19 protein-coding genes and 1 riboswitch are annotated in these 19,658 nt (G+C 66.1%); of the genes, 11 read left to right on the top strand and 8 right to left on the bottom strand.

What is annotated here, in order from left to right; all coding sequences use genetic code 11:
* Positions 1–85: 85 nt before the first annotated feature.
* From VSR72_RS18780 to VSR72_RS18765, 4 genes are all read left to right on the top strand, one after another.
* On the top strand, positions 86–769 hold the full coding sequence (locus VSR72_RS18780) for a DJ-1/PfpI family protein (protein ID WP_342953851.1): 684 nt from the start codon (positions 86–88) through the stop codon (positions 767–769).
* A gap of 171 nt (positions 770–940) precedes the next feature.
* On the top strand, positions 941–1,279 hold the full coding sequence (locus VSR72_RS18775) for a DUF4148 domain-containing protein (protein WP_342953850.1): 339 nt from the start codon (positions 941–943) through the stop codon (positions 1,277–1,279).
* A 316-nt stretch (positions 1,280–1,595) separates the two neighbouring features.
* Complete coding sequence (locus VSR72_RS18770; protein ID WP_342953849.1) at positions 1,596–3,092, top strand: DASS family sodium-coupled anion symporter; 1,497 nt, start codon at positions 1,596–1,598, stop codon at positions 3,090–3,092.
* 41 nt (positions 3,093–3,133) lie between these two features.
* The gene (locus tag VSR72_RS18765; RefSeq protein WP_342953848.1) at positions 3,134–4,189 is read left to right on the top strand and encodes an Ldh family oxidoreductase; all 1,056 of its coding nucleotides are present in this window, start codon (positions 3,134–3,136) and stop codon (positions 4,187–4,189) included.
* Positions 4,190–4,250: 61 nt separating this feature from the next.
* Here the strand turns inward: VSR72_RS18765 and VSR72_RS18760 are convergent, their stop codons facing one another.
* Positions 4,251–5,423, bottom strand: coding sequence for a 4-hydroxybenzoate 3-monooxygenase (locus VSR72_RS18760; protein WP_342953847.1), 1,173 nt, complete (start codon positions 5,421–5,423; stop codon positions 4,251–4,253).
* A gap of 235 nt (positions 5,424–5,658) precedes the next feature.
* Between VSR72_RS18760 and treF the strand changes: the two genes are divergently transcribed.
* The 4 genes from treF (at position 5,659) to VSR72_RS18740 (ending at position 11,543) form a co-directional block, all read left to right on the top strand.
* Positions 5,659–7,503 (top strand): alpha,alpha-trehalase TreF, encoded by a 1,845-nt coding sequence (treF, locus tag VSR72_RS18755; protein ID WP_342953846.1) that lies wholly within the window; start codon positions 5,659–5,661, stop codon positions 7,501–7,503.
* A 100-nt stretch (positions 7,504–7,603) separates the two neighbouring features.
* Positions 7,604–8,278, top strand: a complete 675-nt coding sequence (locus tag VSR72_RS18750; RefSeq protein ID WP_342953845.1) for an HAD family hydrolase — start codon at positions 7,604–7,606, stop codon at positions 8,276–8,278.
* Between the two features lie 245 nt (positions 8,279–8,523).
* A complete protein-coding gene (locus VSR72_RS18745) occupies positions 8,524–9,483 on the top strand; it encodes a glycosyltransferase (RefSeq protein ID WP_342953844.1) in 960 nt (319 codons plus the stop codon).
* A gap of 71 nt (positions 9,484–9,554) precedes the next feature.
* Positions 9,555–11,543, top strand: a complete 1,989-nt coding sequence (locus VSR72_RS18740) for a PAS domain S-box protein (protein WP_342953843.1) — start codon at positions 9,555–9,557, stop codon at positions 11,541–11,543.
* Positions 11,544–11,555: 12 nt separating this feature from the next.
* Here VSR72_RS18740 and VSR72_RS18735 read toward each other — a convergent pair whose 3' ends face one another.
* Entirely contained in the window at positions 11,556–12,389 is an 834-nt protein-coding gene (locus VSR72_RS18735; RefSeq protein ID WP_342953842.1) for a class II glutamine amidotransferase, read from the bottom strand.
* 55 nt (positions 12,390–12,444) lie between these two features.
* On the bottom strand, positions 12,445–13,122 hold the full coding sequence (locus VSR72_RS18730; protein ID WP_342953841.1) for a MarC family protein: 678 nt from the start codon (positions 13,120–13,122) through the stop codon (positions 12,445–12,447).
* A 245-nt stretch (positions 13,123–13,367) separates the two neighbouring features.
* On the opposite strand from VSR72_RS18730, the gene VSR72_RS18725 reads away from it, so the two are divergent.
* Together VSR72_RS18725 and VSR72_RS18720 are read left to right on the top strand one after the other, a co-directional pair.
* Positions 13,368–13,583: a DUF3311 domain-containing protein gene (locus tag VSR72_RS18725; protein WP_342953840.1), complete on the top strand. Its 216-nt coding sequence runs from the start codon at positions 13,368–13,370 to the stop codon at positions 13,581–13,583.
* On the top strand, positions 13,580–15,055 hold the full coding sequence (locus VSR72_RS18720; RefSeq protein WP_342953839.1) for a sodium:solute symporter: 1,476 nt from the start codon (positions 13,580–13,582) through the stop codon (positions 15,053–15,055). The genes VSR72_RS18725 and VSR72_RS18720 overlap by 4 nt, the downstream gene beginning before the upstream one ends.
* A gap of 73 nt (positions 15,056–15,128) precedes the next feature.
* Here VSR72_RS18720 and VSR72_RS18715 read toward each other — a convergent pair whose 3' ends face one another.
* Both VSR72_RS18715 and VSR72_RS18710 read right to left on the bottom strand, forming a co-directional pair.
* Positions 15,129–15,746 carry a glutathione S-transferase family protein gene (locus tag VSR72_RS18715; protein ID WP_342953838.1) on the bottom strand — a complete coding sequence of 206 codons (618 nt, stop codon included), beginning with the start codon at positions 15,744–15,746 and terminating at the stop codon, positions 15,129–15,131.
* A 13-nt stretch (positions 15,747–15,759) separates the two neighbouring features.
* The gene (locus tag VSR72_RS18710) at positions 15,760–16,125 is read right to left on the bottom strand and encodes a hypothetical protein (RefSeq protein WP_342953837.1); all 366 of its coding nucleotides are present in this window, start codon (positions 16,123–16,125) and stop codon (positions 15,760–15,762) included.
* Positions 16,126–16,229: 104 nt separating this feature from the next.
* On the opposite strand from VSR72_RS18710, the gene VSR72_RS18705 reads away from it, so the two are divergent.
* The gene (locus VSR72_RS18705) at positions 16,230–16,676 is read left to right on the top strand and encodes a MarR family transcriptional regulator (RefSeq protein WP_342953836.1); all 447 of its coding nucleotides are present in this window, start codon (positions 16,230–16,232) and stop codon (positions 16,674–16,676) included.
* A 2-nt stretch (positions 16,677–16,678) separates the two neighbouring features.
* Here VSR72_RS18705 and cobM read toward each other — a convergent pair whose 3' ends face one another.
* Genes cobM through cbiE form a run of 3 tightly spaced genes read right to left on the bottom strand, consistent with a single transcriptional unit; the run spans position 16,679 to position 19,376 of the window.
* Complete coding sequence (cobM, locus tag VSR72_RS18700) at positions 16,679–17,410, bottom strand: precorrin-4 C(11)-methyltransferase (protein WP_342953835.1); 732 nt, start codon at positions 17,408–17,410, stop codon at positions 16,679–16,681.
* On the bottom strand, positions 17,407–18,150 hold the full coding sequence (locus tag VSR72_RS18695; RefSeq protein WP_342953834.1) for a cobalt-precorrin-6A reductase: 744 nt from the start codon (positions 18,148–18,150) through the stop codon (positions 17,407–17,409). The genes cobM and VSR72_RS18695 overlap by 4 nt, the downstream gene beginning before the upstream one ends.
* Positions 18,147–19,376: a precorrin-6y C5,15-methyltransferase (decarboxylating) subunit CbiE gene (cbiE, locus tag VSR72_RS18690; protein ID WP_342953833.1), complete on the bottom strand. Its 1,230-nt coding sequence runs from the start codon at positions 19,374–19,376 to the stop codon at positions 18,147–18,149. The genes VSR72_RS18695 and cbiE overlap by 4 nt, the downstream gene beginning before the upstream one ends.
* 91 nt (positions 19,377–19,467) lie before the next feature.
* A riboswitch (cobalamin riboswitch) is annotated at positions 19,468–19,644 on the top strand.
* Positions 19,645–19,658: the final 14 nt, after the last annotated feature.

Here is a 19,658-nt window from a genome sequence, read left to right as displayed (position 1 = left end):
CACCGGGGCAAGATTACAGTGATCCCAGTTTCATCGGCACAGCGCCGGCGCTTTTCGACAGTCCAACCTTGACCGGGAACACCTCATGGCACTGCAGATCGGATTTCTCGTATTTCCCAACGTTCAACAGCTCGACCTGACCGGTCCGTACGACGTGCTCGCCTCGATGCCGGACACCCAGGCGCGGCTCATCTGGAAGACGCTCGATCCGGTTCGCTCGAGCACCGGCCTGATGCTCACGCCCGACACGACCTTCGAGGACTGTCCGCCGCTAGATGTGATCTGCGTGCCGGGCGGCCGCGGCGTTTCCCAGCTAATTCCTGACGACGAGACGCTCGCCTTCCTGCGCCGCCACGCGGGCATGGCGCGCTATGTCACTTCGGTTTGCACGGGCGCGCTCGTGCTCGGCGCGGCCGGGCTGCTGCGCGGACGCCGCGCGACCACGCACTGGGCCTTCCACGAACTGCTGGAGCCGCTCGGCGCGCTGCCCGTAAAGGCACGCGTCGTGCGCGACGGCAACGTGCTGACCGGCGGCGGCATCACGGCGGGTATCGATTTCGCATTGACGCTCGCGGCCGAGCTGATCGGCGACGAGGCCGCCCAGGCGCTGCAGCTCGAACTCGAATACGCGCCAGCGCCGCCGTTCGATGCGGGCGACCCCGCCAGCGCGCCGCGTGCGATCGTGGAAAGGTTGCGCGCGCAGACAGCTGCGTCGCTCGCCGAACGCGCGCGTGTCGTTGCGGCGGCCGCCGCGAAGCTCGCCGCCTGAGCGCCCGGCGACGCAGGCGCGATGGCTTCGCGCTCGCCTGCTAGCCAGGGTCAGCGCTTGCTACCGTCTTTGGTGTGGATCGTTTACATTGAGTAACGGGCGTGCCGCAGCTGTTTGCGCCCGTCTTCCCAGCCCTGGGCAAGCTGTTCAAACCAATCATTAGGGGAATCAATGCGCTCCATCACCAGCAAGCTGTCTCTCGCCGCGGCTAGCGCCGCATTCCTGCTCGGCGTGGCCGCGCCGTCGTTTGCGCAAGACGCGGCCAGCGCACCCGCCGCCGCCGCGGCCGCCGCCTCGCAACCGCTCACCAAGGAACAGAAGGCACAAGCCAAGGCTCAGGCCAAAGCGCAGCGCAAGGCCGAACGCAAGCAAGCCCGCGCAAAGAACAACGCCGAACTGAAGAAGCTGGAAGACGCGGGCTACAAGCCGGCGCTGAACGACCCGAACTATCCGCAGAACCTGCAGGACGCACAGAAGAAAGCTAACGCTGCCGCTGGCGCCAGCCAGTAACGCTGAATACGCGATTTCGACATTCCTGCGTTTTAACCGGCTGTTTTGCCGGTTAAAACGCTTCCGCCGCCTCCTTGTCCGCATCGCCCGCAGCATGCCTGAACGCTGCACGTCCCCCGCCTTAGCGCTCGCCGTACACACTAAACGCTTCATCAGTCGATTGGCGCTACCATCCGCGATGCGAATGCGCTGACTCGTTCGCAAGCCGAAACACCGCCGCTTATCGACGCTGCACGCGCTCCGCCACGCGCAATCACACGCTACTGCGCGCCATCGCGAGCCATGCCGCGTGCATGCCCAACATGGAGTCATCGCCATGAACGCACCCCAGCCAGCCGCCAACGCGAGCGCCGCGCCGCAGAAAAAGGGCATACCTGTGGGGCTGATCGCGGGCGTGGTCGCACTCGTCGTCGTGCTGCTCCTGCCCCTGCCCGACAGCCTCCCGCCAGCTGGCCAGCGCATGCTCGCCATCCTCGCATTCGCCGTGGTCGTGTGGCTCACCGAAGCGGTGTCGTACGAAGCGAGCGCCATCATCATCACCTCGCTCATGGCGTTTCTCGTGGGCACCGCGCCCACTATCGAGAACCCCGCAGTCGATTACGGCACGAACAAAGCCATCAGCATGGCGCTCGCGGGCTTTTCCAATTCCGCGCTCGCGCTCGTGGCCGGCGCCCTCTTCATCTCCGCGGCGATGACCGTCACCGGGCTCGACCGGCGCATTGCGCTCGTCACGCTTTCGCTCATCGGCACGACGACGCGTCGCATTTTGATCGGCGCGGTCGCCGTGACCATCGTGCTCTCGCTCGTGGTGCCGAGCGCCACTGCGCGCAGCGCCTGCGTCGTGCCGATCATGGTGGGCGTGATTTCGGCGTTCGGCGTGGACAAGCGCTCGAACATCGCGGCCGGCATCATGATCGTGGTGGCGCAAGCCACGAGCATCTGGAACGTCGGCATCCAGACCGCCGCCGCGCAGAACCTGCTGACCATAGGCTTCATGGACAAGATGCTCGGCGCGCGCGTCACGTGGCTCGACTGGCTCATCGCGGGCGCGCCCTGGGCGATCGTGATGTCGGCGGCGCTGCTCTTCATCGTGCTCAAGATGCTGCCGCCCGAAGCCGATGCGATCGCGGGCGGCAAGGAAGCCGTCGAAGCCTCGCTACGCGAACTCGGCCCCATGACGGGCCCGCAAAAGCGCCTGCTGGGCGTGTCCATCGGCCTGCTGCTCTTCTGGGCGACCGAAGGCAAGCTGCACCCGTTCGACACCACCTCGGTCACCTACGTTGGGCTCGTGCTGCTGCTGTTGCCGCGCTTTGGCGTGATGGACTGGAAGACTGTGCAAAGCCGCATTCCGTGGGGCACGGTGATCGTGTTCGGCGTGGGCATCAGTCTTGGCACCGCGCTCCTCACGACGAAAGCGGGCCAATGGCTCGGTGACCTCGTCGCGCATCACACGGGGCTCGACACCGCCACCCCGTTCATGGCGTTCGCGATTCTCTCGGCCTTTCTCATCCTCATTCACCTCGGTTTTGCAAGCGCAACGGCGCTCACCTCCGCGATGCTGCCGATTCTCGTGTCGGTGCTTCAGTCCATGCAGGGCGACTTCAACCGGCTCGGCCTCACCATGCTGCTGGGGTACGTCGTGAGCTTCGGCTTCATCCTGCCGATCAACGCGCCGCAAAACATGGTGTGCCTCGCCACCGAAACGTTCACGGCGAAGCAGTTCGCGCGCGTGGGCATCGTGCTGACCATCGTTGGCTACGTGCTGTTGCTGCTGTTCGCCGCGACGTGGTGGCGCTGGCTGGGCTGGATCTGAACGCTGCACCTGAACTGAGTACTGTTAGCGAGGAGCCGCTCATGGAAGTCAATATCGACGACGCACGCCGCTTCGCCACGGCGGTGCTCACGAACGTCGCGGTGCCTGAAGACATCGCCGCCGACGTGGCCGACCACCTGATCGAATCCGACCGCGTGGGCTACGCAAGCCACGGCCTTTCGATCCTGCCGAACTACAAGCGCGTGCTGGCCGCGGGTTTCGTCACCGCAGACGGCCGCGCCGAGCGCGTGGTCGACCGCGGCAGCCTGATCGGCTACGACGGCCACAGCGGCTTCGGCCAGCACGTGGGCAAGGTCGTGATGGAAGACGCGATCGCTCGCGTGCGCGAACATGGGCAATGCATCGTGACGCTGCGCCGTAGCCATCACCTGGGACGCATGGGCCACTACGGCGAAATGGTGGCGGCGCAGGGTTTCGTTTTGCTCGCGTTCACCAACGTGATCAACCGCGCGCCGACCGTGGCGCCCTTCGGCGGGCGCGAGTCTCGGCTCACGACCAACCCGCTGTGCTTCGCGGGCCCGCTGCCGGGTGGCCGTCCGCCTTTTGTCGTGGATATCGCCACGAGCGCCATCGCTGTCAACAAGGCGCGCGTGCTCGCCGAAAACGGCCTGCCCGCGCCAGACGGCTCCGTGATCGACGCGAACGGCCAGCCGACTAACGACCCGGGCGTGCTGTTCGCCGATCCGCCCGGCGCGCTGCTGCCATTCGGGCTGCACAAAGGGTATGCGCTCGGTCTGGTGGCGGAACTGCTCGCTGGCGTGCTATCGGGCGGCGGCACGATTCATCCGGACAATCCGCGCAATGGCGTCGCGACCAACAATCTGTTTGCGCTGGTGCTCGATCCGCAGGTGGATTTCAACACGACCTGGCGCTCGCAGGAGGTCGGATCGTTCCTCGACTATCTGCTCAGTTGCCCGCCGCAGGACCCGGCGCAACCGGTGCAGTACCCTGGGCAGTACGAAGCGGAGAATCGCGCGCGGCATATGCAGACGATCGTTCTGCCCGACTCCGTGAGAAAGCCTTTCGCCGAGATCGCGAGCGAACTGGGTATCGCGCCGCTCACGGCGACGTCGTAAACGCAAAAAACCGCGCGCCCCCTTCGGGACTCGCGCGGCCTTCTCATTCGTTGCGCTTACCTCACACCGCAACCGCGCCCACGTAGTTCTCGGCCATCGCCGTCGCAGCGGCGCGCGACGTGGTGACGTGCTCGAGCTCCGCAACCTGCAGGCGCTGCTCGAACGGCGTGGCGTCGTCGAGGCGGTGCATCATGCGCGTCATCCAGTACGAGAAGTGCTCCGCGCGCCAGATGCGGCGCAGCGCCGTTTCGCTATAGGCGTCGAGCAGATCGTTGCGGCCTTCCTTGTAAAAGGCCACGAGCGCCGCGGTCAGCACGCGCACGTCCGCCACCGCGAGATTGAGGCCCTTCGCGCCGGTCGGCGGCACGATATGCGCCGCGTCGCCCGCGAGAAAGAGGCGGCCATGCTGCATCGTGGTCGTGACGAAGCTGCGCATGCCCACGATGTTTTTCTGGAAAATCTTGCCTTCCACCACCTGGTGACCTTCGAGCGAATCGACGCGCGCATGCAACTCGGCCCAGATGCGATCGTCGGACCAGTTATCGACGTTGTCCTTCGGATCGCACTGGAAATACATGCGCTGCACGTTCGGCGAGCGCGTGCTGACGAGCGCGAAGCCGCGATCGTGGCGCGCATAGATCAGTTCGTCGGAAGTGGGCGGCGCCTCAACGAGAATGCCGAACCAGCCGAACGGGAACACGCGCTCGTAGTCCTCGCGCAGCGCCGCCGGAATCGAGGCGCGCGACACGCCGTGGAAACCGTCGCAGCCGATCACGTAGTCGCAATGCAGTTCGTGCTCCTCGCCTTCGTGCGTGAAGCGGATCGACGGCGTGCTGGTTTCGACGCCGTGAATCGACGTGTTCGAGACGTTGAAGAAGAGCTTGCCGTCCGCGGCCACGCGTGCGGCCACGAGGTCCTTGAGCACTTCGTGCTGCGCGTAGACGGTGATGGCTTTGCCCGTGAGGCCTGTGAGATCGATGCGGCGGCGCTTGCCGTCGAACGCGAGTTCGAAGCCGTGATGAATCGCGCCTTCGGCCTTCATGCGAGCGCCGACGCCCGCTTCGGTGAGCACGTCCATCGTGCCTTGCTCGAGCACGCCGGCGCGAATGGTCGATTCGATCTGCTCGCGGCCACGCAGCTCCAGCACGACCGAGTCGATGCCACGCAAATGCAGAAGATGGGAAAGAAGCAGGCCCGCGGGCCCGGCGCCAATGATGCCAACCTGAGTGCGCATGAGATGTCTCCTGATGCGGCGTTGCTTAAATTGATTTTTCGCAAGTTTCGCCGCTGCACCTGTTATCGCGCAACGCGATATGGAGAATATGGACTATCCCAATTTCGAATAGCAGCAGAGTGGCCAGACTTTCGGGCTAGCCGCTGTGCGGAACGGAAATTGCTCATCCGCACGCTTTGCCTGCGCCGAGATTCAGGCGCTGGCGCGCTCCACGCCCACTAAAAACATCAAGCCCATGCATTTGCCGCTCCACCACCGCACGCCGAAATCCGCCACGAAATCCCGCTGCGTCCCGCTTGCTGCCACGCTCGCCGCTGCGTTGTGCCTCGCATGGCCGCTTGCGCAAACGGCCTATGCCGCCGACTCACAGGCCGACGCCGCAGCCTCCGCCAGCGCGCCCGCCACTGCGCAGGAATTACAAAAGCCCGTGCAATCGGCAAAACCGGTTCGTTCGCCAGCGCAGCACGCCGCCGCCAAAGAGAGCCAGCCCGCCACGCCCGCCGATCTCTACGGCCGCCTCTATCACGACGTTCAGCTCGCGCAGATCTTCCCCGACAGCAAGACGTTCGCCGACATGGTTCCGAACGAGCGCCCCGGCCAGATCAGGGCAGCCTATGAGCGCTGGCGCCAGCAGCACGCGGCGGACCACGACGATGCCGCGCGCAAGGCCGCGCTCACGCAGTTCGTGAACCAGTACTTCACGGCCCCGGCGCAAACCGAAGACCACTACGTTTCTGATCCGAACCAGGACGTGGTCGGCCACATCGACACGCTCTGGAACGTGCTCAGCCGCCGCCCCGACGCGAAGCCCAATCCGTATTCGTCGTTGCTGCCGCTGCCGTATGCGTACGTCGTGCCGGGTGGGCGCTTCAACGAGATCTACTACTGGGATTCGTACTTCATCATGCTTGGCCTCGAGGCGAGCGGCCGCCACGAACTCGCGCTCGACGAGCTGAACAACTTCGCCGCGCTGATCGACCGCTACGGCCACATCGCCAACGGCAATCGCACGTACTACCTGAGCCGTTCGCAGCCGCCGTTTTTCGCGCAGATGGTGAGCCTCGTCGCCGAGAAAGACGGCGACGCCGTGTACCTCCACTACCTGCCGCAACTGCGCAAGGAATATGACTACTGGATGGCCGGCGAACAAACGCTCAAGCCCGGCCACGCCGCGCGCCATCTCGTGCGCCTGCCCGACGGCACCCTGCTCAACCGCTACTGGGACGCTCGCAACCGGCCGCGCGACGAGTCGTATCGCGAGGACATCCTCACCGCGCGGGCCACGCCGCAACGCGACGCCTCGGACCTCTGGCGCAACCTGCGCGCGGGCGCGGAAACGGGCTGGGATTACAGCTCGCGCTGGCTCGCCGACGGCCGCACGCTCTCGACCATCGACGTGACCTCGCTCGCGCCCGTGGACCTCAATTCGCTGATGGTGATCCTCGAGCGCACGCTCGCGAAGGCGTACGGCCTGAAGGGCGACGCGCGCGAGGCCGCGCTGATGTCGAAGCGCGCGCAACAACGCGCCGACGCCATCGACCGCGTGCTCTGGGACCCGCAATTGCATGCCTATAGCGACTACGACTTCGCGCACCACGCGCTCACGCACCGGCTCACGGCGGCGACCGTCTATCCACTCTACGCGGGGGTCGCGACGAAAGCCCAGGCGCAGGACGTGGCCGCTGCCGTTCGTGCGGGCCTCTTGCGCCCCGGCGGCCTCGCCACCACCCAGGTCGCGACCGGCCAGCAATGGGACGAGCCGAACGGCTGGGCGCCGCTGCAATATCTGGCGGTCATGGGGCTGCGCCGCTACGGCGAGCAGGACCTCGCGCAGGAGATCGCCACGCGCTGGATCGCGACGAATCTCGCCTACTACGCGCGCACGCACAAGCTCGTCGAGAAGTACGACGTGAGCGCGTCGGCCACGAAGGCGTCGGCGGCGGGCGGCGGCGAATATCCGCTGCAGGACGGCTTTGGGTGGACCAACGGCGTGCTGCGCGTGCTGCTGCAGATGTATCCGCAGACTGGGGCCGCGCCTGGCGCTGCGGCGTCCGGCGCGGCTGCGGCCAGCGCGCCCTGAGGCGACGTCCGCGCGAGCGTCGCGGCGCATGCCGTGGGCGCGCGGCGTACACTTTTTGCACCACCGCAACCTAATCGTCGTGTTGCTTCAGGAGCCACCCATGCGCAGCGAATCGGCCTTTTTGTTCGACCTCGACGGCACGCTCGTCGACAGCGTCTACCAGCACGTGCTCGCATGGAAAGAAGCGCTCGATGCCGACGGCATCGAGCTTTCGGTGTGGCGCATTCACCGGCGCATCGGCATGAGCGGCGGGCTCTTCATGAACCAGTTGCTACGCGAGACGCACGAGGCGATTTCGCCCGAACGCATCGCGCGCCTGCAAAAACTACACGCCGACGCCTACCGGCGCCACGCCGACCAGGTGCGTCCGCTGCCCGGCGCACGCGCGCTGCTAGACGCGCTGAGCGCCGCGCAGGTGCCCTGGGCGATTGCCACGAGCGGACGGATCGCCACGGCTTCCGTGAACCTGCAGGCGCTCGGCGTGGACCCGGCCGTGACGACCGTGGTCACGCGCGACGAGGTACGCCACGCCAAGCCCGACCCGGATCTTTTCGTCGCGGCGGCGCTGCGGCTGAACGTGCCGATCGAGCGCTGCCTCGTGGTGGGCGACAGCGTCTGGGACATGCTCGCGGCCCAACGCTGCCGCGCGCTCGGCATCGGCCTGCAGTCGGGGGGCTACGGCACCGAGGAACTGCAACGCGCGGGCGCACTGCGCGTGTACGAAGATCCCGCCGACCTGCTCGACCATCTCGATGAAGTCTGCGCCCGCGATTGAGCGCTGACTATGCAGCTGACTGCGCAGCTGATTGAGCGGCTGATGGAGCGCCCGACTGAGCTGATCGCGCGCCGCCACACCGGACGCGGCGCGAAATTTGCGCCCCCCCTCTCAGTGCAGTGCAGCATCGCCGCTGGGCCGCCACGCCTCTAGCGCACGTGATGTACTGCATGTCGCGCGCCATCGGCGTATGCTGACATAGGTCAATTTGACAACTCACCGGCCGGCTCCCGCCGCCTGCTGCGATGAACGACTCCGCCCATGCCCCCGGAACTCCCAGCGCGCCGCGCGTGACGGTGGTCGTCCTCACGCGCAACCACGTGCGTCAAACCATCGATACCGTCGCGCGCCTCACCGCCCTGCCCGAGCAACCCGACGTCATCGTGGCCGACAACGGCTCCACCGACTCCACCGTCTCCCTGCTGGCATCGCTCTTTCCGCAGGTGCGCATCGTCCAGTCGCTGGGCGACCATGGCATGGCCGGTTTCAATCGCGCCGTGCTGCTCGCGCGCACCGATTACGTCGCGTGCTGCGACGACAGCACCTGGTTCGCACCCGGCGCGCTCGCGCGCGCGGCGCAACTGTTCGACGCGCACGCGCAAGTCGCCGTGCTCAATGCGCGCGTGGTGGGCGGCGACGAGCGCGAAATTCACCCCGCCTGCCTGATGCTTGCCGCCACGTCGCCGGGCGCGGAGAGCGAGGCCGGGCCGGCGCTCGCGAACTTCATGGCCGGCGCATGCGTGTTCCGCGCGGCCGTGTTCCGCTCGCTCGGCGGCTACGAGGAGCGGCTCTCGCACGGCGGCGCCGAGGAGCTTGCGGCGCTCGACATGCTCTCGGCCGGGCATCAGATCGTCTATTGCGAACAGGCGCTCGCACATCGCGAACCGCTTTACCGCTGGTTCACGCGCGCGCAGCAATGCGCGCTCGCACGCAACACGGCGTGGGTGGCGTGGATGCGCCTGCCCGCGCGCGACGCGATCGCGGCCACCGGCCGCGCGCTCGCCGTGTTCGCGCGCCAGCGCTCGCTCGGGCCCGCGGGCGTGGCGCTGCTGCGCGGCGCGTTCTGGACCTTGCGGGCGCGCCGCGTGGTGCCGCCGCACGTCGTGCTGCTCACCCGCCAGGTGCGCCGCGCGGAACGCCACGTGCGCGCAGGCATTCCGGCAATGGCCGAAAAGTACGACCGCTCGGGGCAGCGCGCGTGGTAAGCTGCGGCGCCCGCTGCGCGCGGGCCGTCCGTGCAAGAGGCCAGAGCCTGTCAAACTTCTGAACAGGCCCCATGACAGACCCGAGGACCATGACGACGCCCGACCCCGGCATCGCCCCGCACAACGCCGCCGCCGAAAGCCACCACGAACGTCGCTTCGAAGCGCTCGTGGAGCCGATCGAGGACTACGCGATCTTCCTGCTCGACACGCACGGCTACATCGCGAGCTGGAATCGCGGCGCAGCGCGCATCAAGGGCTATGAAGCGCACGAGATCATTGGCCAGCATTTCTCCCGTTTTTACACGGACGAAGCCAACGCGCGGCGGTGGCCCGATCACGAGCTGGAACAGGCTGCCCTGCACGGCCGCTTCAACGACGAAGGCTGGCGCGTGCGCAAGGACGGCACGATGTTCTGGGCCAATGTCGTCATCACCGCGCTGCGCGAGCGCGACGGCACGCTCTCGGGCTTCGCCAAGGTCACGCGCGACCTCACCGCCGAGCGCCGCCAGGTCGAGGCGCTACGCCTTTCCGAGGAGCGCTTTCGCCTGCTCGTGGAAAGCGTGACCGACTACGCGATCTTCATGCTCGACCCGCAGGGCAACGTGGTGAGCTGGAATACCGGTGCGACCAACCTCAAGGGTTACCGTCCGGCCGAGATCGTCGGCCAGCACTTTGCGGTCTTCTATCCGCCCGAAGAGGTCGCCGCCGGACTGCCCGAGCGCGAGCTGCGCCGCGCGAAGGACTTTGGCCGGGTCGCGACCGAAGGCTGGCGCGTGCGCAAGGACGGCTCGATGTTCTGGGCCAACGTCACGCTCACCGCGGTGCACGACGGCCAGGGCCGGCTCACCGGCTTCGCGAAGGTCACGCGCGACATGACCGAAAGCCGCCGCACCGACGAACTGGAGCATTCGAGCGAGCAGATGAAGCAGTTCCTCGCCATGCTCGCGCACGAACTGCGCAATCCGCTCGCGCCGGTGCGCAACGCGGTGGCCACGATGCGCCTCTCGCCTGCGCCGAGCCCCGAGATCGAGCGCGCGCGCGAAATGATCGACCGCCAGATCGTGCACCTCACGCGGCTCGTGGACGACCTGCTCGACGTGGGGCGTATCACGTCGGGCAAGATCGAGTTGCGCGAGGCGCCGCTCGACCTGTGCGAAGTGGTCGCGCACGCCATCGACGCGGCGCAGCCCTTCACCGCGGCACGCGGCCAGCACGTTGAAGTGCAGATGCCCGACGCCACGCTCACCATGACGGGCGACCACACGCGGCTCGTGCAGGTGCTGCAGAACCTGCTGCACAACGCCTCGAAGTTCTCGCCCGACGGCAGCCGCATCGTCGTGGATGTGCGTGCCGCCTCGCGCGCCGTGCAGATCCAGGTGCGCGACGAAGGCCGCGGGCTGCGCCCCGGCACCTACGAGTCGATCTTCGGCCTCTTCAGCCAGGACCGATCGCTGCCGGGGCCCGCGGAGAACGGGCTCGGCATCGGCCTCATGCTGTGCCGCTCGCTCGTCGAACTGCATGGCGGCACCATCTCCGCGCGAAGCGACGGGCCTGGCAAAGGCAGCACGTTCACGATCCGTCTGCCATTCGCGCGCGAGACCGTGTACGCCGTGCCACCGCCACCGCTTGTGCTGGACGCAGCCGAGCTTGCCGCGCTCGCCGAGGCCGGCGTGCCGCCGCTGCGCGTGCTCGTGGTCGACGACAACCGCGACTCGGCCGACAGCCTCGCCATGCTGCTCGAACTCAAAGGTCACGACGTGCGCGTGGCCTACAGCGCCGCACACGCTCGCGAGGAAGTGGACGGCTTCACGCCCGACGCCGCGCTCATCGACATCGCCATGCCCGAGATCGACGGCTATGCGACGCTGCGCGCCCTGCGCGCGTTGCCTGGGCTCAAGGACACGCTGTTCGCCGCGATGACGGGTTTCGGCCAGGGCGCCGACATTGAACTCACGCGCGAAGCGGGCTTCGAGATGCATCTCGTGAAGCCCGTGGACGTCGCGCTTTTCGACGAGGTGCTCGCGCTCGCGGCGGCAAGGCAAAGACGCCGCAGCGCGTGACGCCGGCTTGAGTCAAGGCGCAACCGGCGCGAACGGCCGGTATTCGACGTTGGCCCCGCGCACGACGATGGCCGTCGATTCCGGCACTTCGGCCCACACCTCGGGCCTGTCGCCAAGCGGCTCGGAAACGAGCAGATACGCGTCGTCGCCTGCCGCCGCGATGCGCGGGTCGTCGGGATACAGTTCGCGCAGATGCCGGAACGCCGTGGTGTGATAAAGCGAGCGTGAATTGCGCTCGCTCGAATAGCGCGCGGCGACGATCTGCTCGCCGTCGCATGCGCAAACGGTCATATTGAGCGCCGGTTCGACGCCATGCTTTTTTGCGACCTCCTCGACAAAACCCGCCATGCGTTCCAGCGCGAGAACGGGATCGATTTCGAGGCCGAACGTCATCGCGAGATAGAACATCGTTTCCGAATCCGTCGACCCTTCGAGCGCATTGAAGCGCCCCGGATCGATTGCGACCAGCAGATCGCGCCGCATCAGCGGGTAGCTGCGAATGAGGCCGTTGTGCGCGAAGATCCAGCGCCGGTGGCGAAACGGATGGCAGTTCGTTTCCTGCACGGGCGTATGCGTGGCCGCGCGAATATGCGCGATGAACATGGGCGCACGCACCGCTCGCGCCAGTTCGCGCAGGTTGCGGTCGTTCCACGCCGGATGCACGCTGCGGTAGCGATAGGGAATGTCGTGCGGGTCCTGAAACCAGCCGAGCCCGAAGCCGTCGCCGTTCGTTGTCGTCGCGCCCTGCGTGGAATGCAGGCTTTGATCGATCAGCGAGTGGCGTGCGTGAAACAGCACGGTTTCGAGCTGGACGGGGTTCCCGGAATAAGCGAGCCAGCGGCACATGATGGTCTCCTTCGCGTGAGGACGCTTGTGTACGCCGGCCCGTTCGAAAGCGCCGCTACTTCGCGGCGCGCAGGTCGGCGATCGGCGTGAGAAAGCCGGTCAGGCCAGTCAGTATGATCTGCACCCCGATGCACAGGAGCAGAAACGACGACACGCGCATGGCCACGCGCGTGCCCTCCACACCCAGGTACTGCGAAAGCCGCGCAGAACGGCTGTACACGTAATAGATCACGAGCATGACGAGCGTGGAGATCACGAGAGACGCGACACTCGAGAGCAGCCATGCCGAAAGCTTGTGCGTGCGGTTGGCGTTCAGCGCAATGGCCGTGGCGATGGAGCCGGGGCCGGTGGTGAGCGGAATGGTCAGCGGAAAAAAGGCCTTGCCCGCAGCCGAACTCGCGCTCATCGGCTTGACTGGATGATCAACCGAGGGCGGCTCCGGCTCGGGCGCGTTGAGCATTTGCCAGCCGGCCACGGCCACCGCGAGGCCGCCGCCAATACGCAGCGCTTCCATGGAAATACCGAAGAAATGCAGGATGGGCGTGCCGACGAAAAATGCTGCGACCAGCACGAAGAACGCGTTGATCGCCACGCGTTTGGCGAGCAGGCGCCGCTCTTCGCCGGTAAGCGTTGCGGTGCGATCGAGAAAAACAAAAGCGCCGCTCAGGGGATTGATGATGCTGATGAGTCCGGTGAAACCGAACAGGATGTCTGAAATCAGGCTCTCGATCATGGAGTCGATCCGTTAAGGGCATGCGCAAATAGCGCGCCGGGCTGCGAGAAGTGTAGCCGGATCGGCGTTTAGCGTGCCTGATCGATGTCGCCCGATGCCCCGAAAAATGGCGCGTTGCACCAATATTTACGGCAGGCACTTCAGTATTTTTGGCAGCTTTACGGGGCGCGTTCACAAGCATAGAGTGGGTTGCCTCGCACCCCGACGCGACGTTTCTTTTCTTCTCATATAAAAGAGGAGTTGCCATGTCACTGCGGTTGCTCGCTGCCTTGCCCTTTATCGGCATCCTGTTAGGGGTGCCGTTCGTCAATCGCACCGAGCCGCTCGTGCTCGGCATGCCGCTCGTGCTGGCGTGGATCGTCATGTGGGTCGTGCTGGCCGCGGCGATCATGGGGATCGTGTACCAGCTCGATCCGGTCAACCGGCTTTCGGACGACGGTGACGCGGAGGTGCGGCCATGAGCGCCCTCATCATCATCGCGGCGATGACGCTCGTCGCGCTCTACCTCGGCACCCGCGCCCGCCACGGGCACGACATGGATCTCGAGCAGTGGGCGGTGGGCGGCCGCAGTTTCGGCACCGCGTTCGTGTTCCTGCTGATGGCGGGCGAGATCTACACGACCTTCACGTTCCTTGGCGGCAGCGGCTTTGCTTATGGCAAGGGCGCGCCCGTCTACTACATTCTGGCTTACGGCACGCTTGCGTACATCCTTTCGTACTGGATGCTGCCGCCGGTATGGCGCTTTGCCAAACAGCACCGGCTGGTCTCGCAGCCGCACTTCTTCGCGCGCAAGTATCAGAGCCCCGCGCTCGGCGTGCTGGTCGCGTGCGTGGGCGTGCTCGCGCTCGTGCCGTATCTCGTGCTGCAACTCAAGGGCCTCGGCATCATCGTGACGACGGCTTCGTATGGCGCGATCTCCTCCACGGCGGCGATCTGGATCGGCGCGGCCGTGGTCACGTGCTACGTGATCGTCTCGGGCGTGCGCGGCTGCGCGTGGAATTCGGTCGTGAAGGACACGATGATTCTCGCCATCGCCGTGTTCCTCGGCGTCTACCTGCCGATTCACCATTACGGCAGCCTGAGCGAGATGTTCCGCGCCATCGACGCAGCCAAGCCCGGCTTCCTCACCTTCCCGGCGCGCGGCCAGAGCGTGACGTGGTTCCAGTCCACCGTGCTGCTCACGGCGCTGGGCTTCTTCATGTGGCCGCACACGTTCATGTCGGTCTACACCGCGAAAAACGAGCGCATCTTCCGCCGCAACGCGATGATCCTGCCGCTCTATCAGCTCATCCTGCTATTCGTGTTCTTCTGCGGCTTCGCGGCCGTGCTCAAGGTGCCGGGCCTCAAGGGCGGCGACATCGACCTCTCGCTCTTCCGTCTCGCGCTGCAAACGTTCGATCCGTGGTTCGTGGGCGTGATCGGCGCGGCGGGCGTGCTCACCGCGCTCGTGCCGGGCTCGATGATTCTCACCACGGCTTCGACGCTGCTCGCCAACGACGTCTATCGCGGCGGTCTCGTGAAGAACGCAGAAGACGCGCAAGTCGCGAAGCTCGCACGCTTCTTCGTGCCGGTCATCGCGCTCGTGGCGGTCGGCTTCACGCTCAACGGCGGCGACACCATCGTCGCGCTGCTGCTGATGGGCTACAACTTCGTCACGCAACTGTTCCCGGCGTTGATCTGCAGCCTCTCCGCGCGCAATCGCGTGACGAAGCAAGGTGCGTTCTGCGGCATCGTGGCGGGCGTGCTTGTGGTGATCGTCACCACGCTCACGCATGTGAGCGTGGCCCAGCTGATTCCGTTCGCGCCGGACGCACTCAAGGACGTCAACATCGGCTTCCTGGCGCTGTTCGTGAACGTGATCGTGCTAGCCGTGGTGAGCACGGTGACGCAGCCGCGCACGCATGTGGATCATGAGCATGCGCGGGCGCATTGAATTGGCTTGACGCCGTAACTTCTGCAGTAACTATGCGGCCCAATCGGCGTCATCCGATTGGGCCGTTTTCTATTTATGCCGCCTTGCGCGCTTCGGCTATGCGCTGCGGCGCCTCGGGCCGCGCATAGAGGCGTTCGAGGTACGCCTGCAAACGCGGGAAGCCGTCGAGCAGTTGCACTTCGTTGGCCCAATCCATCAGATACACCGTCACGCAGTCGGCGACCGAAAGCTTGTTGCCGACGATGAACTCGCGCCCTTCGAGATGCTTGTCGAGCACAGCAGCCATGTTTTTGAAATCTTCCCGCGCGAGTTCGATATCGGCGGGACTGCGCTTTTCTGGCGGATACAGGAACGAGTGCCGCGTGATTCTCCAGAGCGGCTGTTCCAGTTCGGTGACCGCGAAAAGCGTCCAGCGATACGCCTGCGCCCGCTCGTCGAGATCCTTGGGCAACAGCCCCTTCTCCGGATACTTATCCGCGAGATACAGCACGATCGCAGCCGATTCGGGAATCACGCGCTCGCCGTCGATCAGCACGGGAACCTTGCCCGCGGGATTGATGCGTAGGTATTCGGGCCGCCTGTGCTCGCCTTCGAGCAGATTGACCGAGATGAATTCGAAATCGGCGTCGACTTCCTTGAGACCCCATAGCGCGCGTTGCGAACGCGTGCCGGCAAAACCGTAGAGTTTCATGACGCGCCTCCGTTCAGGCACCGGGAATCGGCAGAACGGGCATGACTTCGACGCCCTCGCCCGGGAAAATCGTGAAATGCGGGTGCCCTTCGAACAGCTTCGCCGCCTCTTCGTGCGATGCGGCGCGCAGAACGGTAAAGCCGGTTAGCGCGTTGGACGTATCGGCGATGCCATGCTCGCCAATGGATTTGGTCTTGCCGAGCGGGCCGCCCATTTCGACGATCGATGCCTTGTGCTTTTCAACCCACGCATGCCAGGCCGCAATGCCCTCTTTTTCCTTTGCATGTCGCTCTGCTTCGGAAAGCGCCGCCCAACCTTTCATGCGCGCGTTGTCTTTGGTGCCGAGAAAAACAGCGAGAAACAGTTTCTGATCGCTCATGTGTCCTCCAACTGCTGGTCTGACTACGGGTCTGAAAACGGGGGCGAAGGCGTGTCGCCCATCCGCGCCTTGACAGCATAGGTTGATATCAACATAATTGCAACATGGCACGCGCAAAGAAACTTCCCTTCGAAACCACGCTATTGGTGCGCGATTGCTGCCTGTGTCTGCACATGCAGCGGGCGGCCCGGAATCTCGCGCGCATTTTCGACGAGGTGCTGCGTCCGCTCGATCTCACGAACGGCCAGTTTTCGCTGCTGATGTCGCTGAACCGGCCGCATCCGCCCGGCATGAAAGATGTGGCGTCGCTGCTGGCCATGGACCGCACCACGCTCACGGCTGCGCTCAAGCCGCTTGAGCGGCGCGGCCTCGTGGTCATCGAGCAGGACCCGGAAGACAAACGCAGCCGCTTGCTGAGCCTCACCGACGAGGGGCATCAATTGCTCAACGCGGCGTTTCCGATCTGGCAGCAAACGCACGAGGAAATCGAGCAGGAGTTCGCCAAAGGCGAAGTCGATAAATTGCGCGAGCACTTGCGGGCGCTTTCGTAGCCCTACCGCTTCGCCGCCCCATACAGCGTCGAATCCGCAAACCCCTGGGCCGCTAGCACGCGCCCCACCAGAATCAGCGCGGTGCGTTCGATATCCGTGGCTTGCACTTTTTCAGCGATATCCGCGAGCGTGCCCGTCACGCGTTCCTCGTCGGGCCAACTCGCGCGATAGATCACCGCCACAGGGCAATCCTCGCCATAGTGCGGGCGCAACTCGTCGACGATGCGTGCGATATGGCGCACGCCCAGGTGGATCGCGAGCGTCGCCTTGTGCCGCGCGAGGTCGCCTAGCTGCTCGCCTTCGGGCATCGACGTTTTCGTGGCGTAGCGCGTGAGGATGAGCGTTTGCGAAATGCCGGGCAGCGTGAGTTCGCTGCCGAGCGCCGCCGCGCATGCGGCGGTCGCGGTCACGCCGGGCACAACTTCATAAGGAATGCCGAGCATACGCAGCCGCCGGATCTGCTCGCCGATTGCGCCATAGAGCGACGGGTCGCCCGAATGCACGCGCGCCACATCGAAGCCCTGGGCGTGTGCGTTTTCGAGCAAGGCGATGATTTCGTCGAGCGTGAGCGGCGCGGTATCCACTACCTTGTGCGCACGATGGCCTTCGAGCACAGCGGGCGGCACGAGCGAGCCCGCATAGAGAATGACGGGGCAACTGCGCACGAGGCGCTGGCCCTTCACGGTGATCAGCTCAGGATCGCCCGGACCCGCGCCAATGAAGAAAACTGTCATGCGTGGAAACTCCGCTTAATGTAGTCGTCGAGCGCGCCGATTGCCTCTTGCGCTGACGTGAATTCGCGTTGCGCATCGGGCAGCGGCGGCCGCTGCATCATCACCACGGGCAGGCCCATTTCGCGCGCGACAGCGAGCTTCGCTTCGGTCGCCGCGCCGCCGCTGTTCTTGCTGACCACGACATCGATATGCGCTTCGTTGAAGAGCGTGCGCTCGCCTTCGGCCGTGAACGGCCCGCGCGCGTCGATGATGCGAGCGCGGGCGTGGCCGGGATGCGCTTCGAGGCAGCGGATCGTCCAGTGCTGCTGCGGCGGCACTTCGTCCAGATGCGCGAGCGGTTCGCGTCCGAGCGTGAAAAGCGGGCGCGCGAACGGCGCAAGCGCTTCGACAACACCGGCCCAGCCGCTCACCATGCGCCAGTCGTCGCCGGGCTGCGGCTGCCACGGCGCGCGCCGCAGCGCCCAGTACGGCACCTGTGCCGCAACGCAGGCGCGCGCCGCATTCGCGCTGATCTGCGCGGCGTACGGATGCGTGGCGTCGAAAACCAGCGCGATGTTTTCGTCGGCGAGAAAGCGGGCGAGCCCTTCTGCCCCGCCGAAGCCGCCCACACGCACCGCGCACGTGAGATCCGCTGGCACGCGGCCAAGGCCCGCAAGCGAGTACACATGCTGCGCGCCGAGCGTACGCGCGATCGCCAGCGCGTCGCCGGTGCCGCCCAAGAGCAGGATGCGCGCCGTCATGGCTTGACGGCCTCGTAGAGCGTGACAGGCAAGGTCTGACGCCAGGTATCGAAGCCGCCCAGCGGGTGCGCCTCGCCGATGCCGATGCGCGTGAGCGTACCGCCATGCTGCGCGCGCCACGCCACGAGTGTCGCTTCGCTCTGCAATGTCACCGCATTCGCGACGAGCCGCCCACCGCTGGCGAGCGCATCCCAGCATGCTGCGAGCACGCCGGGCGCGGTCACCCCGCCGCCGATGAATACGGCATCTGGCGTGGCGAGCCCTGCGAGCGCCTCAGGCGCGCGGCCCGCCACGAGCTGCAATCCCGGCACGCCCAGCGCCGCGCGATTGTGCTCGATGAAGCGTTGACGTTCGGCGTGCGCTTCGATCGCGATCGCGCGGCAAGCCGCGTGCGAACGCATCCACTCGATGCCGATCGAGCCGCTGCCAGCGCCCACATCCCAAAGCAGCGCGCCCGGTGTGGGCGCGAGGCGCGCGAGCGTAAGCGCGCGCACGTCGCGCTTCGTGAGTTGGCCGTCGTGACGGTAGGCGTCGTCGGGAAGGCCGGGCGTGAGCGTCCAGCCGCGCGCGGGCGTTTGCGTCGTACGATCGCTTTCGCATTCGAAAGCGACGAGATTGAGCGCCGCGGTTTCGTCGACGTGCCACGCATCGGCGCGGCCCTCTATGCGGCGCTCAGCCGGGCCGCCCAGATGTTCGAACACCGCAAGACGCGTGGCGCCGAAGCCCGCTTCGGTAAGCAACGCGGCGAGCGCTGCGGGCGTGCGCCCATCCGCGCTCAATGCGAGCACACGCGAGCGCGCGTAGAGATGGCGGCGCAGCCCATCGAGCGGACGGCCGACGAGCGAGACCATCGCCGTATCCTGCAACGCCCACCCCATGCGCGCCGCCGCGAGCGAGAGCGACGACGGCGCGGGCAGCACGCGCATTTCACCGGGCGCCACACGGCGCGCGAGCGTCGCGCCCACGCCGAACAGCATGGGGTCGCCGCTTGCCAGTACGCATACGGGCGCATTCGCCTCGCGCTGCGCGAGCAGCGCCTCGACACTGAACGGCTGCGGCCAAACTTCGCGCCGCGCACGCACGCGCGAGGGCAGCATCGCGAGATGGCGCGCGCCGCCCGTCACGATGGCCGCGTCGAACAGCGCACGCCGCGCGTCGCGCCCAAGCCCCGCGTAGCCGTCGTCGCCTATGCCCACCACCGTCAGCCATGCCTGCGTGCCCTGCATTCGTTCTCCCGTTGCCTCTTTTGTTGCCGGTTTTCCTGCGCCGCCGCGCGCCCGCGACCGGCTTGGCGGGCGGAGCGCGCGTGAAAACGGGCATAATACCGTGTCCGCCGGCGCCTTTAAGGCATTGAAGGGAACACAGCAAGCTGTGGCCGCCCCCGCGACTGTAAGCAGCGAGACCGCATCCATCCGAGCCACTGGTTTTACCGGGAAGGCCGATGCGGCCCACGACCTGCGAGCCAGGAGACCTGCCGGCCGAACGTACGTGCGAACCCATATCGGGCG

Source organism: Paraburkholderia sp. JHI869 (assembly GCF_038900775.1).
Classification (GTDB): Bacteria; Pseudomonadota; Gammaproteobacteria; order Burkholderiales; family Burkholderiaceae; genus Paraburkholderia.
The sequence above is the reverse complement of the archived record's forward strand: the minus strand, read 5'-3'. Positions and strand labels throughout refer to the sequence as shown.

What these genes read in the sequence shown, in the direction of transcription:
- VSR72_RS18780 (WP_342953851.1), top strand. Translation starts at nt 86, where the DNA reads ATGGCACTGCAGATCGGATTTCTCGTATTTCCCAACGTTCAACAGCTC.
- VSR72_RS18775 (WP_342953850.1), top strand. Translation starts at nt 941, where the DNA reads ATGCGCTCCATCACCAGCAAGCTGTCTCTCGCCGCGGCTAGCGCCGCA.
- VSR72_RS18770 (WP_342953849.1), top strand. Translation starts at nt 1,596, where the DNA reads ATGAACGCACCCCAGCCAGCCGCCAACGCGAGCGCCGCGCCGCAGAAA.
- VSR72_RS18765 (WP_342953848.1), top strand. Translation starts at nt 3,134, where the DNA reads ATGGAAGTCAATATCGACGACGCACGCCGCTTCGCCACGGCGGTGCTC.
- VSR72_RS18760 (WP_342953847.1), bottom strand. Translation starts at nt 5,423, where the DNA reads ATGCGCACTCAGGTTGGCATCATTGGCGCCGGGCCCGCGGGCCTGCTT.
- treF (WP_342953846.1), top strand. Translation starts at nt 5,659, where the DNA reads ATGCATTTGCCGCTCCACCACCGCACGCCGAAATCCGCCACGAAATCC.
- VSR72_RS18750 (WP_342953845.1), top strand. Translation starts at nt 7,604, where the DNA reads ATGCGCAGCGAATCGGCCTTTTTGTTCGACCTCGACGGCACGCTCGTC.
- VSR72_RS18745 (WP_342953844.1), top strand. Translation starts at nt 8,524, where the DNA reads ATGAACGACTCCGCCCATGCCCCCGGAACTCCCAGCGCGCCGCGCGTG.
- VSR72_RS18740 (WP_342953843.1), top strand. Translation starts at nt 9,555, where the DNA reads ATGACAGACCCGAGGACCATGACGACGCCCGACCCCGGCATCGCCCCG.
- VSR72_RS18735 (WP_342953842.1), bottom strand. Translation starts at nt 12,389, where the DNA reads ATGTGCCGCTGGCTCGCTTATTCCGGGAACCCCGTCCAGCTCGAAACC.
- VSR72_RS18730 (WP_342953841.1), bottom strand. Translation starts at nt 13,122, where the DNA reads ATGATCGAGAGCCTGATTTCAGACATCCTGTTCGGTTTCACCGGACTC.
- VSR72_RS18725 (WP_342953840.1), top strand. Translation starts at nt 13,368, where the DNA reads ATGTCACTGCGGTTGCTCGCTGCCTTGCCCTTTATCGGCATCCTGTTA.
- VSR72_RS18720 (WP_342953839.1), top strand. Translation starts at nt 13,580, where the DNA reads ATGAGCGCCCTCATCATCATCGCGGCGATGACGCTCGTCGCGCTCTAC.
- VSR72_RS18715 (WP_342953838.1), bottom strand. Translation starts at nt 15,746, where the DNA reads ATGAAACTCTACGGTTTTGCCGGCACGCGTTCGCAACGCGCGCTATGG.
- VSR72_RS18710 (WP_342953837.1), bottom strand. Translation starts at nt 16,125, where the DNA reads ATGAGCGATCAGAAACTGTTTCTCGCTGTTTTTCTCGGCACCAAAGAC.
- VSR72_RS18705 (WP_342953836.1), top strand. Translation starts at nt 16,230, where the DNA reads ATGGCACGCGCAAAGAAACTTCCCTTCGAAACCACGCTATTGGTGCGC.
- cobM (WP_342953835.1), bottom strand. Translation starts at nt 17,410, where the DNA reads ATGACAGTTTTCTTCATTGGCGCGGGTCCGGGCGATCCTGAGCTGATC.
- VSR72_RS18695 (WP_342953834.1), bottom strand. Translation starts at nt 18,150, where the DNA reads ATGACGGCGCGCATCCTGCTCTTGGGCGGCACCGGCGACGCGCTGGCG.
- cbiE (WP_342953833.1), bottom strand. Translation starts at nt 19,376, where the DNA reads ATGCAGGGCACGCAGGCATGGCTGACGGTGGTGGGCATAGGCGACGAC.